This is a genomic window from Sphingobium sp. IP1 (assembly GCF_002708645.1).
GTDB lineage: Bacteria > Pseudomonadota > Alphaproteobacteria > Sphingomonadales > Sphingomonadaceae > Sphingobium > Sphingobium yanoikuyae.
Window position 1 is genome coordinate 1 of record NZ_NOIW01000116.1, and the last position, 15,189, is coordinate 15,189.

13 protein-coding genes and 1 pseudogene are annotated in these 15,189 nt (G+C 63.9%); 3 read left to right on the forward strand and 11 right to left on the reverse strand.

Annotated features, from left to right (window positions below; genetic code table 11):
- The 6 genes and pseudogenes from CG471_RS25165 to CG471_RS25185 form a co-directional block, all read right to left on the reverse strand.
- Positions 1-1,289: pseudogene (locus tag CG471_RS25165) on the reverse strand (PEP-CTERM system histidine kinase PrsK); the annotation flags it as partial.
- Between the two features lie 10 nt (positions 1,290-1,299).
- Positions 1,300-2,688: a TIGR03013 family XrtA/PEP-CTERM system glycosyltransferase gene (locus CG471_RS25170; protein ID WP_099234146.1), complete on the reverse strand. Its 1,389-nt coding sequence runs from the start codon at positions 2,686-2,688 to the stop codon at positions 1,300-1,302.
- 205 nt (positions 2,689-2,893) lie between these two features.
- Positions 2,894-3,151 carry a hypothetical protein gene (locus tag CG471_RS25175; RefSeq protein WP_099234153.1) on the reverse strand — a complete coding sequence of 86 codons (258 nt, stop codon included), beginning with the start codon at positions 3,149-3,151 and terminating at the stop codon, positions 2,894-2,896.
- An 82-nt stretch (positions 3,152-3,233) separates the two neighbouring features.
- Complete coding sequence (locus tag CG471_RS25180; protein ID WP_373562074.1) at positions 3,234-3,983, reverse strand: sigma-70 family RNA polymerase sigma factor; 750 nt, start codon at positions 3,981-3,983, stop codon at positions 3,234-3,236.
- Positions 3,984-4,065: 82 nt separating this feature from the next.
- Positions 4,066-4,197 (reverse strand): hypothetical protein, encoded by a 132-nt coding sequence (locus CG471_RS31510; protein WP_004211316.1) that lies wholly within the window; start codon positions 4,195-4,197, stop codon positions 4,066-4,068.
- A gap of 92 nt (positions 4,198-4,289) precedes the next feature.
- Complete coding sequence (locus CG471_RS25185) at positions 4,290-5,084, reverse strand: response regulator (RefSeq protein WP_004211315.1); 795 nt, start codon at positions 5,082-5,084, stop codon at positions 4,290-4,292.
- Positions 5,085-5,386: 302 nt separating this feature from the next.
- Between CG471_RS25185 and CG471_RS25190 the strand changes: the two genes are divergently transcribed.
- On the forward strand, positions 5,387-5,611 hold the full coding sequence (locus CG471_RS25190) for a NepR family anti-sigma factor (RefSeq protein WP_257211685.1): 225 nt from the start codon (positions 5,387-5,389) through the stop codon (positions 5,609-5,611).
- A gap of 59 nt (positions 5,612-5,670) precedes the next feature.
- Positions 5,671-7,224 carry a sensor histidine kinase gene (locus tag CG471_RS25195; RefSeq protein ID WP_099234148.1) on the forward strand — a complete coding sequence of 518 codons (1,554 nt, stop codon included), beginning with the start codon at positions 5,671-5,673 and terminating at the stop codon, positions 7,222-7,224.
- A gap of 7 nt (positions 7,225-7,231) precedes the next feature.
- On the opposite strand, the gene tgt is transcribed toward CG471_RS25195, so the two are convergent.
- Both tgt and CG471_RS25205 read right to left on the reverse strand, forming a co-directional pair.
- On the reverse strand, positions 7,232-8,362 hold the full coding sequence (gene tgt, locus CG471_RS25200; protein WP_099234149.1) for a tRNA guanosine(34) transglycosylase Tgt: 1,131 nt from the start codon (positions 8,360-8,362) through the stop codon (positions 7,232-7,234).
- Between the two features lie 59 nt (positions 8,363-8,421).
- Positions 8,422-8,604 carry a hypothetical protein gene (locus tag CG471_RS25205; protein ID WP_004211308.1) on the reverse strand — a complete coding sequence of 61 codons (183 nt, stop codon included), beginning with the start codon at positions 8,602-8,604 and terminating at the stop codon, positions 8,422-8,424.
- Positions 8,605-8,839: 235 nt separating this feature from the next.
- Between CG471_RS25205 and CG471_RS25210 the strand changes: the two genes are divergently transcribed.
- Positions 8,840-9,775: a crotonase/enoyl-CoA hydratase family protein gene (locus CG471_RS25210; protein WP_099234150.1), complete on the forward strand. Its 936-nt coding sequence runs from the start codon at positions 8,840-8,842 to the stop codon at positions 9,773-9,775.
- A 3-nt stretch (positions 9,776-9,778) separates the two neighbouring features.
- Here the strand turns inward: CG471_RS25210 and CG471_RS25215 are convergent, their stop codons facing one another.
- The 3 genes from CG471_RS25215 to groES form a co-directional block, all read right to left on the reverse strand.
- Entirely contained in the window at positions 9,779-11,770 is a 1,992-nt protein-coding gene (locus CG471_RS25215; RefSeq protein WP_099234151.1) for a bifunctional diguanylate cyclase/phosphodiesterase, read from the reverse strand.
- A 277-nt stretch (positions 11,771-12,047) separates the two neighbouring features.
- Positions 12,048-13,691, reverse strand: a complete 1,644-nt coding sequence (groL, locus tag CG471_RS25220) for a chaperonin GroEL (RefSeq protein ID WP_099234152.1) — start codon at positions 13,689-13,691, stop codon at positions 12,048-12,050.
- A gap of 56 nt (positions 13,692-13,747) precedes the next feature.
- Positions 13,748-14,035, reverse strand: a complete 288-nt coding sequence (groES, locus tag CG471_RS25225; RefSeq protein WP_004211301.1) for a co-chaperone GroES — start codon at positions 14,033-14,035, stop codon at positions 13,748-13,750.
- Between the last annotated feature and the right edge of the window lie 1,154 nt (positions 14,036-15,189).

Here is a 15,189-nt window from a genome sequence, read left to right on the forward strand (position 1 = left end):
GGCGCAAGCAGGATCGCGCCGATCAGCCGGCCATAATGGAGCAGCGGCACCAGCGCCCAGACATGGGCATCCTCGATCAGCCAAAGCGGCAGGTCGAAAGTGGCGTCGCCATCGCGGATGCGACCGACATCGACGATCCAGCCGCTTTTTTCCCAGCTTTCCAGCTGGTCGAGCGGCAGGGACAGGCCGGCAATCGGTTCCTGCGGCCAGTTCCATTGCGCCTCGAACGCCAGCCGGCCGTCTTCGGTGCGCAACAGCAGCAAGGCGGCGGGGGAATCGGTGATGTCGGCGACCGCCTTGGCCACCCGCTCGCCCAGCGGCGGAGCATTTTCGCCCGGACGGCCGATGGTTTCGCCAAAGCGCATCCATTCGGTGCGATAGTCGTAGCGATGCTGGAAGAAATGCTTGGCGACCTGCACCTTCCACAGCGCCCGCATCTGTGGCGAGGGCAGCAGGACGAGCGCGGTCACCGCCACGAAGAAGACCGCGCCAATCTCCACCACCCGCGCATAGGGGCCGGCGATCATCTCGATCAACACCGCCGCCGCGGTCAGCACCACGACATAGAGGCCGACCGCCACCAGCGACAGCGACTGGAAGGCAATGGTGCGCGACAATTGCAGCCGCCCGGCCATTTCCTTGCGCATGCCGATGGCGATCACCGGCGCCAGCAGCGCCATCAGCGGCCCGCGCAGCGCATAGAGTTCGTTGACCCGGTCCATCGCGAAATAGCCGATGACATAGAGATTGAGGTCATAGGTCCACATCGCCGCCAGCGCGCCGAGCAGCAGCGACACCCGCCCGCGATCGCGCGAGGGCCAGGCGGTGTAGAGATGATGGACCAGCAGCAGGCAGCCGATCGCCGTCATCATCCGCAGCACCAGCGACACGGCCACCAGCATCTGGTGCAGATCGCTGCGGACGGGCAATTGCCGCCAGGTGAGATCGGTCGAGGTCTGAAGGAAGATGAGGCCGGCAACGGCGAGATAGACGAGACCGACAGCGACCAGTGCGCCGCTGCGCGAGGCCGGGCCGCGCCGCAGCATGACGAACAGCAGCATCAGCCAGGCCGCGTTGCGGACGCTTTCCCCGATGCCCGACAGCGGCTTGTCGACGCCACCGAACGAGACATAGAGCGCCCAGCAGGAGGTCAGCAGCAGCGCGCTTGCGAGCATGCGCGGTTCGGCCGCATCGTCCCGGCGCCGCAGGATGAAGATGCCAAGCGCGGCGAACAGGACCGCGGCCAGTGCATGGCCCCAGTCGCCGATGAATTGCAGCAGCGCGCTCATCGCCTGTCGCTCAGCGTGCGCCGTCGGGCCAGAGGATCACCCGCACCGTCTGGATCAGGATCAGCAGGTCCAGGAAGGGCGTGTAATTCTTGGCATAATAAAGATCATATTCGAGCTTGTGTCGGGCATCCTCGATCGACGCGCCATAGGGATAGTTGATCTGCGCCCAGCCGGTTATGCCCGGCTTCACCATGTGCCGTTCGGCATAATAGCGCAGATGCTGCTCCAGATCCTCGACGAACTGGCGCCGTTCGGGGCGCGGGCCGACGAAGCTCATCTCGCCCTTGAGGACGGTCCAACTCTGCGGCAGTTCGTCGATGCGCAGCTTGCGCAGCCAATAGCCCAGGCGCGTGATGCGCGGATCATCCTTCTCCGCCCAGACCGCCTGGCCCTTGACCTCCGCATCCTGGCGCATGGTGCGCAGCTTCACGATCCAGAATTCCTGGCCATAGAGGCCGACGCGCTGCTGCCGGTAGAAAGCCGGGCCCCGGCTGTCGAGCTTCACCAGCAAGGCGGCGAACAGGATAATCGGGCCGGTCAGCAGCAGCAGGATCGAACTGGCGATGATGTCGAAGATGCGCTTGGCGATGCTGGACAGGCGACGACCGGCGGAAAAACCGTCGGAAAAGATCAGCCAGCTGGGGTTGACGCTGTCGAGATCGACGCGCCCGGTCTCGCGCTCCAGGAAGGTCGACAGGTCGTTGACATGGACGCCGGTGGTCTTGATCCGCAGCAGGTCGGACATGGGGATGGCGTTGCGCCGCTCCTCCAGCGCCAGCACGACCTCGCTGGCGTTCAGCCGCACCACATAATCGGACATGTTGTAGATGGCGGTGCGGTTGATCGCTTCCTCCACCACCTGGTCGCCATCATTCATGGCGATATAGCCGACCACCAGGAAACCGGCGCCGCGCTTCTGTTCCAGGTCGCGGATGCGGTTGGCGCGCCGGCCGGCACCCAGCACGACAAGGCGGCGCTTGAACGCCTCGCCGCCGAGCAGCGACCCCAGCAGCATGCGGGCCAGCAGCAACAGTGCCATCGCCAGCCCCATCGCGTAGAGCGAATTGGAGCGCCACAGGGTGATGCCGGGCAGCAGGAAATACATGACCGAGAGGAAGATGACGCCGAGCGAGATGGCGACCAGCAGGCGGGCGAAGGCGAAGCGGATCGATTGCAGCGCTTCGGGACTGTAGACGCCGACCGCGATCATGCCGGTCTGGATGGCGAAGGCGAAGCTCAGCAGCGGGCCGACGCGGGTCGCGATCGGCTCGACATCCATGCCGATCTGATGCGCGCGCAGGATCCAGCCCGCTTCCCCCGCGCCGATCAGCAGCAGGAAATCGAGCAGGCCGAGCAGCAGCACCGCATGAGGGACATAATGTTTGAACAGCCTGATCATCGTATCGCGCTTCTTCCCGCAGCACCGCCCCTCCGGTCGGGAAGGGCCGCCAACTGGAGTCGGCCCAGCCTTACAACAAGCTGTAAGGAAATCCGACAGGGCTCAGACCCTGCCTGAAAATGGCAAAGAAAATCTGAAGATGGCGCCAATGACTGTAAATCAAGGCGACACCGGATCGCCTTGTCCCGCCCGATCGCAAGGAGGTTCAGTTGTTGTTGCGCAGCTTGTCCGCGGCGTTGCGCGCGGCTTCGCCCACGATCCGGGCACCATTATCGACCGAATCCGCCGCCTGGGTAATGGCGTCGGCGCGCCGATCCTCGCGGCTTTCATTGGTGAGATAGAAGAAGCCGATCGCCAGGATCAGGGCCAGCGCCACCAGCGCGAAAACGATGCCGCCGCTGCCTTGCGGACGATCCGAGCGTCGCCCGGTCCGATCCTGTCGATGTTGCGGGTCGTTGCCCATGGCTTCCATCCTTCCCATGGCATTTCAACCAACAAGCCGGGCGGATCGTTCCCGATCACGCCAGGGCAATGGCATCCCGCCCTCAATCCTCGGCGGTCTTGCCATCCATCTCGCCATCGCCATCGTCGTCGGCGGCACCATGGTCGACCAGATTGTCGGAAATGCGGCCACGGCTCAGGCGATCGACATCGTCCATGATCTCGTCCAGCACCGCCGTATCGGTCGTTTCCTGCGTCCGGCGCGAGGGCAGCGCGCCCTCCTCCAATATCTGTTCGAGCGCGGCGCGACCGCGGGCCACGCGGCTCTTGATCGTGCCGACCGCGACGCCGCAGATCTCCGCCGCTTCCTCATAGGCAAAGCCACCCGCGCCGACGAGGATCAATGCCTCGCGCTGGGGCTGGGGCAATTGCAGCAGGGCGCGCTGCATGTCGCTGAGTTCGACATGCTTGTCCTGGCCCGCGGGCGCAGCGAGCAGCCGGTCGGCGGTCAGGTCGTCCCAGTCGCCGCGGAAGCGCGACCGGCGCATCTGCGAGAGATAATGGTTGCGCAGGATGATGAAGGTCCAGGCGCGCATGTTGGTGCCAGCCTGGAAGCGGGCACGCGCGGCCCAGGCCTTGAGCAGGGTTTCCTGGACAAGATCGTCGGCGGTGTCGCGATTGCCCGACAGGGACCGCCCGAAGGCGCGCAGATGCGGAATGACCGCGGCCAGTTCACGCTTGAACTCGCCGTCCGACAGTGCCTCGCGCGGCGCCTGGTTCAGCCCTTCATCCACGGCAGCAACCCCCGTTTCGACTGTCGCCCTCGCTGCATGAACCGAAGTCGTCAAAGCCATATATGCATCCGCACCCTAGTTCGATTACCGCCAAAGGCCAATTCCCAAGATACCCCTAGAAACGCCCATTTTTTCCACTGCCTTACCGCCAGAGCACGAGCAGCATCACGATCACGGCCAGTGCGAGCGAAATGCCTAGCACATAGCGAACGACGTGCGGCGTAGCGCCGCCCCGTGCGTCCTGCGTCGAGATATGCTGCTCCTCGTCGGCCATCGGCCCTCTCCGAATCGTTACGCATATTTAACGCGTTAAAGCCGGGAGGGTTCCGCCGACCGTCACAAAGGATCGGCCGGCGAGAAGAGAGGTCAGGCCGGGGCGGTCGCTTCGTCGAAGAAAAGCGCCTGCGAGATCGCGGCCTTCACCGTCGAGCGCTGGAACGGCTTGGTAATGAGGAAGGTCGGCTCGGGCCGTTCGCCGGTCAGCAGCCGTTCGGGGAAGGCGGTGATGAAAATCACCGGCACCGAGAATTCGGCGAGAATATCCTTCACCGCGTCGATGCCGCTCGAATCATCGGCCAACTGGATATCGGCCAGCACCAGGCCGGGCCGCTCCGCCAGCGCCTCGCGCACCGCATCCTCGCGGGTGACGGCAATGGCGGTCACGTCATGGCCAAGATCGCGCACGATCGTCTCGATATCCATCGCGATGATCGGCTCATCCTCGATGATGAGAACCTTGGCACGGGTCTGCGCCTCGATCTCCTCCAGCGCTTCCTCGACCAGGGCTTCGACATCGGCGGTGTCGAGGCCGATCAGATAGCCGGCATCTTCCGTGGTGAAGCCTTCGAGCGCGGTCAGCAGCAGCGCCTGGCGCGGCAGCGGGGTCAGCCGGGCCAATCGGGCATGGGCGATCGCCTCCTGCCCGATCGAACCGGAGAAGCCGGGCTCGTCATCCAGATGCGAGGACGACCAGATCGCATGGAAGGTCTTGTAGAGGCCGAGGCGAGGATCGACACCGCTGGGAAACTCCTCCGGCGCAGCGACGATCGCTTCGAGCGTGGCGCGGACATAGGCATCGCCATGAGTCTGGCTGCCCGTCAGCGCGCGCGCATAGCGCCGCAAGAAAGGAAGATGGGGGTGCAGTTGCTGTCCAAGCGACATCGGTAAGTCTTCTCCCTGCCCTGTCGGGCCTGTTGTCCGAAACATCGGCTCCGCCGGAGGATGGGATGACGATGCCGCGCTGGCAAGCCCCTCTCCCCCTGCCGCCGAATGACCGACGGTGCAAAAAATGCTTCGAATGCCGGAACCATCGACACCAAGATTTGTTTCACTCTCGTTCGGTTTTTTCGACGGTAACGGCTTTTTGGTGAAATTTGCCCAGCTTGGTGAATTGACGCCGCTATGCGTTGCGGCGAAATAGCGGACAGGCTGGCGTCACGGATTTAGCTTCAAAGGGGCTGATTTTGGTTTCTTCAACAACGGAACGGGACAGGATGGGAGGGGATATTGACGTCGGCACGACCATCCGCGACCGCGATATGAAGACTGCGCCCGAACCACGCAAGCGCCGCACGGCCGCGAAAAAGGACGAGGCCCAGGTGTCCCAGGTGCTCAAGTCCGTCTATCAGCGCACGGTCGACGAAGATATTCCCGCCGAAATGCTGGACCTGCTCAGCAAACTGGACTGATCAACGCTGGTCGGGGCGGCATTTCCCTGCCGTCCATACAAGGACCCTCTCGATCCCCCATGACCATGTTCGGCGTCTATCTCCGGTCCACCGGCGTCAAGATGTTCCTCATCCTGACACTCGCGCTGTTGCCGCTGGGGCTGATCGCGCTGGTGGCGTCGCTGCAGGCGATTCGCACCGCCGACCTGGAGAAGGAGGCGCTGCTGCGTGTCGCCGTAACGCAGAGCGCGCGCAAGCTGACCGCCGACCTCAACGCCGATCGCACCGCGCTGGGCCTGACCGTCAACGCGCTGGCCGATGGCAAGGCGGACGGCGAAATCTGCAACCGCCTCTCCTTCTTCCTCACCGCGCAGGACCGGAACGGCATCCGATTCTATATCTACGACCGATCGGGCAAGAAGCTGTGCGGATCGGCCACGCCGGAGCCGGCCGGCATTCCGCCCGCGCGCCGCTTCGTCGGTCCGCGCGTCGAACTGCTGTCGTCCGGCGACTTCCTGCTGTCGCGCACCCACAGCCATGACAATCGCGTCGCGGCGCTGGCCTATTATTCGCGGCCGCATCTCGAAAGCGTCGCCGATCCGGCCACCGCGCTGCAGAACCGGCAGTTGAGCCTGCGCCAGGGCGAACGGCAGATGATCGTCAGCCGCCCCGGCAGCCGGATCGACGGCCATAGCAGCAGCCTGTCCGCCCGGCTCGACCCGCCCGACATATTGCTGACCATGACGGTGCGCGAGCCGCCCGCGACGATCGCCCGGCTGCTGTCGCTGTTCCTGCCGCTGGTGATGTGGTTCGCGGCCGCCGCGATCGGCTGGTTCGTGGTCAATCGGCTGCTGATCCGCCCGCTGGTGCTGCTGCGGCGCCAGGTTGCCGCCTATCAGCCTGGCGAAGTGCTGGAGCCGTTGCGGCGCATCCGTACCCCTGCGCATGAGATCAGCGACCTGGGCGACACCTTTCGCGAGATCAGCGAGGATGTCGCCACCCATGAGGCGGAAATGGCCGCCGCGCTCGACACCCAGCGCAAGCTGACGCGAGAGGTGCATCATCGGGTCAAGAACAACCTGCAGATCATCGCCAGCCTGATCAGCCTGCATGCCCGGTCGGCGCATGAGCCCGAAGCGGTGTCCGCCTATGGATCGATCCAGCGCCGGGTCGACGCCCTGTCGGTCGTCCATCGCAACCATTTTGCCGAGCTGGAGGACAATCGCGGCGTCGGCGTGCGCCCGCTGATCAGCGAATTGTCCGCCAGCCTGCGCGGCACCGCCCCGCATGAGGCGCGCCGTTTCGGCATCCAAATCGACAGCGACGATGACCTGCACATCAGCCAGGATGTCGCCGTTCCGGTCGCCTTCCTGGTGACCGAACTGGTCGAGCTGGCAATGCTGTCCGATCCGCGCGCGACGATGCGGATTTCGGTGCATCTGGAGGCCGATCGGAACGACCGCGCCCTGTTGCAGATGGCGTCGCCCGCGCTGCGCGCCGGGCCGGAAATGACTTTATTGCTGAACGAACGCTATGGCCGGGTGCTGACCGGCCTGTCGCGCCAGTTGCGCTCCCCGCTCGATCATGATGCCGAAGCGGGCCAGTACAGCATCGCGATCAGCGTCATTCCCTGAAAAAGCGTCAGACCCGCTGATAGTCGCGGCGGAAATCGGCCGTGAAGGTCGATAATGTGCCCGCCGCGATATTGTCACGCAGACCCTGCATCAGTTCCTGATAGAAGTGGATGTTATGCTGGGTCATCAGCATCGCGCCCAGCATCTCGCCCGACTTCACCAGATGATGGAGATAGGCGCGGCTCCAGGTCGCGCAGACCGGACAGCCGCAGCGCGGATCGAGCGGCCCCAGATCCTCGTTGAACTTGGCGTTGCGGATGTTGAGCGGGCCGGCCCAGGTGAAGGCCTGGCCATTGCGGCCCGACCGGGTCGGCAGCACGCAATCGAACATGTCGATGCCGCGCTCCACCGCGCCGACGATGTCGTCGGGCTTGCCCACGCCCATCAGGTAGCGCGGCTTGTCCTGCGGCAGCATGTCGGGCGCGAAGTCGAGCGTGGCGAACATCGCCTCCTGCCCCTCGCCCACCGCAAGGCCGCCCACGGCATAGCCGTCAAAGCCGATCTCGATCAGCTTCTCCGCCGAAATTTTGCGGAGCCCTTCGTTGAGCGAGCCTTGCTGGATGCCGAACAGGGCTGCGCGATCGGCATGGTCGCCGCCCGCATCGAAACCGTCGCGCGAGCGCTTGGCCCAGCGCATCGATCGCTCCATCGACCTGGCGGCCTCGTCATGGGTGCAGCCATTCTTGGTACATTCGTCAAAGGCCATGACGATGTCGCTGTCGAGCAGCCGCTGGATTTCCATCGAGCGCTCGGGGCTGAGCATATGCTTGGAGCCGTCGAGATGGCTGGAGAAGGCGACCCCCTCCTCGCTCATCTTGGTAAGGGCGCTGAGGCTCATCACCTGATAGCCGCCACTGTCGGTCAGGATCGGCCGGTCCCAGCCCATGAAGCCGTGCAATCCGCCCAGCCGCGCCATGCGTTCGGCGCCGGGGCGCAGCATCAGATGATAGGTGTTGCCCAGGATGATGTCGGCGCCGGTGGCGCGCACTTCGGCCGGGCGCATCGCCTTGACGGTGGCGGCGGTGCCGACCGGCATGAAGGCCGGCGTACGGATCTCGCCGCGGCGCATCTGGATCGCGCCGGTGCGGGCCTTGCCGTCGGTGGCGGCGATCGAGAAGGAAAAGCGGGGCTTGGTCATCGCCGCGCTCTAGGAGCGAACGCCCGCGCGCACAAGAGCAGCGCGGTCGGAGCGCCGTTTCAGCCGGCCCGGCGGACGCCGTCGAACAGGGTCATCGCGTCGATGTCGAACCCCTCGACCCGGCGATAGCGGCCGATGAAGCGCAGACAATCGGTGGACAGGCGCAAGGTCCAGGGCTGGCCCTGCGCATCCTGTAGCGTGAGTGTCACATTCTTGCGGGCCGGAAGGCGATGCATGTCCATGCGACCGCCCTAATTAACAATGGTTAACAAAGGGCTGAGCAGACGGGCTGAAAAGGGGAAACGAAAATTTCTGTTGCGATATCGCAACAACAATCTCCATTTCGGCGCATTTACCGCGCTTTCCGGGCAACAGTTGCGGATAAAAATGGTTAATGATCTGTCAACTATTTGTCCCGCACTGCATCATAAGCGCCGACCGTCGAAGGTTCAGATTCAAGAGAAAAATGGGGCGCACATGATTGATTCAGGACGCTTTAGTGCAGCTGACGAGCGCGCGACCGAGGTCGAAGCGGCATTCGAGATCGAAAGCTTTGGCGAGGATGCCGTAACGTCATCTCCCGCCCCTTCCCAACTGTTCGACCTGGGCCAGATCGACGTGCAGTGGGAGGCCGAATCCGAAACGCTCTGGGCGTTCATGACGCCGGCCAATCGACCCAATTTCAGCATGACCATGCTGCGCGACGTCCGCTACTGGTATGCCGAGACCAAGCGGCTGTTCGATGCCGGCCAGTTGCCGGTCAAATATATGGTCGCGGGTTCCCGCTTCCCCGGCGTGTTCAACCTGGGCGGCGATCTGGAACTGTTCGCCGGCTGCATCGAGCGCGGCGACCTGCCCGGCCTGGTCCAATATGGCCATGCCTGCATCGACGTGGTCCATCGCACCTGGCGCAACGGCGACATGCCGGTGGTGTCGATCGCGCTGGCGCAGGGCGATGCGCTGGGCGGCGGGTTCGAGGCGCTGCTCTGTTTCGACGTGGTGATCGCCGAGCGCAGCGCCCGTTTCGGCCTGCCGGAAATGCTGTTCGGCCTGTTCCCCGGCATGGGCGCCTATTCGATCCTGTCGCGCAAGCTGGGCCGGCTGGCGGCCGAGCGCATGATCCTGTCGGGCAAGGTCTTCACCGCGGAAGAGATGTTCGACATGGGCATCGTCCATACGCTGGTCGAGGATGGCGAGGGGGAAGCGGCGGTGCGTGATTTCGTCACCCGCAATCGCCCGCACCATGCCGGCCATGTCGGCGTCTATGAAGCCGGGCGCCGGGTCGACCCGCTGCACCATGACGAGTTGAAGGATATTGTCGAGAATTGGGCCGCTTCGGCGCTCAAGACCGACCTCAAGGATATCCGCATGATGCGCCGGCTGGCGTCGGCCCAGACGCGCCTGACCAAATAAGGATCAGGCCAGGCGGCGCTGGCGGATCAGCGCCGCCATGTCATGGACATCGGCCCTGTTGCGGTTGAGCAGGGCCTGCAACTCGCCGATCGGGACCGGCCGGCTGAGGACGAAGCCCTGAACGTTGGTGAAGCCGGTTTCGCGGGCGTAGCGCAACTGTTCCTCGGTCTCGATCCCCTCAGCCACCGTCTCCACCTCCAGCGCGCGGGCCAGATAGGCGACGGACTGGGCGATGGCGCGGTCGCGGGGATTTTCGCCGACGCCGCGCATGAAGCTCTGATCGACCTTGATCGTGTCGAACTCATGGGTGCGCAAGGCGCCCAGCGAGGAATAGCCGGTGCCGAAATCGTCGAGCGCCAGGCGCAGGCCGATACGGCGCAATTCGCTGAGGATCAGATGGGTGCGACGGTCATCTTCCAGGAAGATGGATTCGGTGACTTCCAGCTCCAGCCGGCGCGCCTTGAGCCCCGACTGGAGCAGCGCGGAGATGACCGCGCGCGGCAGGCCGTCGGTCTTGATGAGCGCGGGCGAGATATTGACCGCAACCCGGACACCCTCGTCCCAGCCCATCGCGTCGCGGCACGCCTGGGCCAGCGCCCAGTTGGTCATCGGCTCGATCAGGGCCGAGCTTTCAGCGATCGGGATGAACTCGGCCGGGGAAATCCAGCCCAGTTCCGGATGCTGCCAGCGCATCAGCGCCTCGCAGATGGTGATCCGGCCGGTCTCGGTATCGAAGATCGGCTGATAATGAAGTTGCAGCTCGCCATTGGCGAGCGCGCTGCGCAGCCCGGTCTCCAGCTCATAGGTGCGGTTCTGCCGCTCCTTCATGGTCCAGTCGAACTGGGCATGGCGGTTTCGGCCGGCATGCTTGGCCTTGTAGAGCGCCAGATCGGCATGCTGCAGCAGTTCGTCGCCATCGGCGCCATCTTCCGGCGCGACGGCAATGCCCATCGAGGCGGAGATCGTCAGGTGATGACCGCCAACCTCGAAATCGCCGGCCAGAATACGGGTGATGTCGCCCGCGATCACTTCGGCCTGGATGCGGCTGACGCCGGGGCAGATCAACACGAACTCGTCGCCGCCGAAGCGCGCGACATGACCGCGCCGGTCGAGCGCGCGGGTCAGCCGTTCGGCCACCTGGCACAGCAGCTGGTCGCCGACGATATGGCCCAGCGTGTCGTTGATTTCCTTGAACCGGTCGAGGTCCATCCACAGGACGGCGGTCTGATCCGCATCGGAAATGCGATTGTCGAACAGGTCGCGCAGCCGCATCTGCATCGCCATGCGGTTTTCCACCCCGGTCAGGCTGTCATAGCGGGCCAGCCGCTCGAACTTGATCGCGAGGTTGCTCTTCTCCTGCTTGCCCTGCATCGCTTCCAGCACGATGCGGTGCGTGGTCTTGGTGATTTCCGCCATGGCGAAGATCATCAGGAAGCAGAGCACGCCAAGGACGACATAGCCGGCGCCACCGGCGATCAGCAGGCCGATCGAGGTCGGGAGCATGGTGAAGCAGGTCTGGCCGACCGCGACATGGACCCGGCCGGCATTGCGGCCGGAAATGCCGCCCGCATAGGAGGCGACCATGCCGACGGCGAGCACATGCAACGTCGCATCCTGGCTGATCGTCAGGGTCGCGAGCGACTGAAGCCCGAGCAGCGCGGCATAGATCCAGGCACCCATTTCATAGGCAATTCCCCAGATCGGACGCGCCGGACCATCCTGATGCGCCAGCGCGCGCTGGAAATAGACGGCCGAGATGGAGCGGCTGATTCCCACGATCAGGACCAGCGCGGCAATGATGTGCATGGTCAGGACATGGGCCTGCCAGGCGATCACGATACTGAGCGAACCACCTGAAATCGCGCCAGAAAGCAGCGATGCCGGGGAGGCGTAAAGCGCCTTGACGAGGCTATCCTGCACCTCAGCATTCTGCTGGGTACGGGGCGCAAAGCGCGCGCGCAGGACTGCGCACAGATGGCGGACGAGGCGTGACACGTGCCAGCATAGTGGCGGATCAGCCTTGAGATTTGGTAAACCGGATGCCCACCAAAGCAGATCAATTCCGCTGCCCGATCAACAATATCCCTCTACCCCTCCCCGGCCAAGGCACCGTCATATGGGGCCGGAAACGGGCTGTAGGACAGCGGAAAGGACGGGCACGAAAAAGGCCGGTGGATCGCTCCACCAGCCCCTTTCTTGTCGCATGCGCGAGAACTTCTTTGAAGTCGCGATCGAACCGCGGGCGGGCGTTGCCCACCCGCTACGATCGCTTTTAGAAGTCCATGCCGCCCATGCCGCCCATGCCACCCGGCATGGCGGGCATGGCGGGCTTGTCTTCGGGCAGTTCCGAAACCGCGGCTTCGGTGGTGATCAGCAGACCAGCAACCGAGGCAGCGTTCTGGAGCGCGGTGCGCACGACCTTGGTCGGATCGATGACGCCGGCGGCAACCAGGTTTTCATAGGTGTCGGTCGACGCGTTGAAGCCGAACGAGGTGTCGGCCTGGTCGAGCAGCTTGCCCGAGACGACAGCACCGTCATGGCCGGCGTTGGCGGCGATCTGGCGAACCAGAGCCGTCAGCGACTTGCGGACGATGTCGATACCGCGGGTCTGGTCGTCATTGGCGCCAGCGACGCCTTCGAGAACCTTGGTCGCGTAGAGCAGCGCGGTGCCACCACCGGGGACGATGCCTTCTTCGACGGCAGCGCGGGTCGCGTGCAGGGCGTCGTCGACGCGATCCTTGCGCTCCTTGACTTCGACTTCGGTCGCACCGCCAACCTTGATGACGGCAACGCCGCCAGCCAGCTTGGCCAGGCGTTCCTGCAGCTTTTCACGGTCATAGTCCGAAGTGGTGACTTCGATCTGCGCACGGATCTGCTCGGTACGGCCCTTGATCGAGTCGGCATCACCGGCGCCATCGACGATGGTGGTGTTGTCCTTGTCGATGGTGACGCGCTTGGCGGTGCCCAGCATGCCCAGGGTGACGTTTTCGAGCTTGATGCCCAGGTCTTCCGAGATCACTTCGCCCTTGGTCAGGACGGCGATGTCTTCCAGCATGGCCTTGCGGCGGTCGCCGAAGCCCGGTGCCTTGACCGCAGCGACCTTCAGGCCGCCGCGCAGCTTGTTGACGACCAGGGTCGCCAGCGCTTCGCCTTCAATGTCCTCGGCGATGATGAGGAGCGGACGGCCCGACTGAACCACGGCTTCCAGGATCGGCAGGATCGACTGCAGATTCGAGAGCTTCTTCTCGTGGATCAGGATGTACGGATCAGCCAGCTCGACGGCCATCTTTTCCGGGTTGGTGATGAAGTAGGGCGACAGGTAGCCGCGGTCGAACTGCATGCCTTCGACAACGTCCAGCTCGAAGTCGAGACCCTTGGCCTCTTCCACGGTGATGACGCCTTCCTTGCCGACCTTTTCCATGGCTTCGGCGATCTTCTCGCCGACTTCCTTGTCGCCATTGGCCGAGATGATGCCGACCTGGGCCACTTCGGCCGAACCGGCAACCGGCTTCGAACGCGACTGGATGTCCTCGACAACCTTGGCGACGGCGAGATCGATGCCGCGCTTCAGGTCCATCGGGTTCATGCCGGCGGCAACCGACTTCATGCCTTCGCGCACGATGGCCTGGGCCAGGACGGTCGCGGTGGTGGTGCCGTCACCGGCGATGTCGTTGGTCTTCGAAGCAACTTCGCGGACCATCTGGGCGCCCATATTCTCGAACTTGTCCTTCAGTTCGATTTCCTTGGCGACGCTGACGCCGTCCTTGGTGATGCGGGGGGCGCCGAAGCTCTTGTCGATGACGACGTTGCGGCCCTTCGGGCCCAGGGTCACCTTGACCGCGTCGGCCAGGATGTCGACGCCGCGCAGGATGCGCTCACGAGCGTCACGCGAAAACTTTACGTCCTTCGCTGCCATGATCTAATTCCTTCGAAAAATAGGGAAAAATGGAAAACCGAAATTCGGGAAATCGCTTAGGCGACAATACCCAGAATGTCCGATTCCTTCATGATGAGCAGGTCTTCACCGTCGACCTTGACTTCGGTGCCCGACCACTTGCCGAACAGCACGCGATCGCCGGCCTTGACGTCCAGCGGAGTGACCTTGCCGTCTTCGGCCTTCGAACCCGAACCGACGGAGACGATTTCGCCTTCCTGCGGCTTTTCCTTGGCGGTGTCGGGGATGATGATGCCACCGGCCGTCTTCGCTTCCGCTTCAATGCGGCGAACGAGAACGCGGTCATGCAACGGACGGAATGCCATGATGATTGCCTTTCCCTTTGTGCTGGGATGGGTCCGGCGCGGCCCGCAAGAGGAATGCCCCCGTGCGATATTGTGCCCCGCCTTGTCCTTCTCCCGATGAACTCTCTCATTGTTAGCACTCGCGGATAGAGAGTGCTAGCGGCATGCATATGGAAAAGTCGTTTCGCCGGTCAAGGGCGGGACGGGATAAAAATTTTCGCCTGCCCGATGGATCGGGGATCGATCGGGCAGGCGCGCAGGCCATAGCGCAATCACCCTGCCCCGTCATGCCGGGCGCGACGGACCGCACGACGATTGCGACGCGACAGGCGGCAGGACTGGTAACAGCACGGGGCCACGCGCCTGTCGAAGTTCACAGTGTAAACGGGGTTTCCGGGCCTTTTGCACCGCCAACGCGCCGGGAACGCATCGACTACGCGCCTGTCCCGCGTCGGGGGCGTGGGGGTGCGGGTCAATGGCGCGCGCCCGTCATGCGGCGGCGAGGCGACGGCGACGCGACGGCGACGCGACACCTATGCCCCTGCCGCGCGTCGATAAGGCTACATGCGAGACAGAGGCGGCGATGCGGAGAGAGGCGCGGATCCATCGCGCAGGGTAGATCAGAAATCGGGCATGTAGGACAGGGTGGCGCGAAGCGAGCATCTCCCGTCATTGCGAGCGGAGCGAAGCAATCCATCTCGCGCCAGTGGATTGCTTCGCTCCGCTCGCAATGACGATATCCGGCTTTGACAGCTAACGACCAGAAGCGGCCATCGTCACCCCGGTCTTGAGCCGGGGCCTCGCTTCTTTATCTTTTGCATAGAAAAGCGGGATGCCGGGTCAAGCCCGGCATGACAGATGTAGGTGGGCGGCTTGTGACCATAAGCCGCCCTCACCATCATCGTCACCCTGAACTTGTTTCAGGGTCCATTCCTCCCATAAGACCAATAGTTTGTTGGGCCCGATGGATGCTGAAACAAGTTCAGCATGACGTTGGTGGGATGGCCGCTAACCACCCTTTTCGTCATTCCCGCGCAGGCGGGAATCCATCTTCTGACCTCGCATCTGGTCCGAAGCTGGTGAGATGGATCCCCGCCTGCGCGGGGATGACGCTGTGAAACAGGTGGCCAGCTTCCCACCCCACTCCGCCATCTCAGCGACGGGTGGGAATGGCC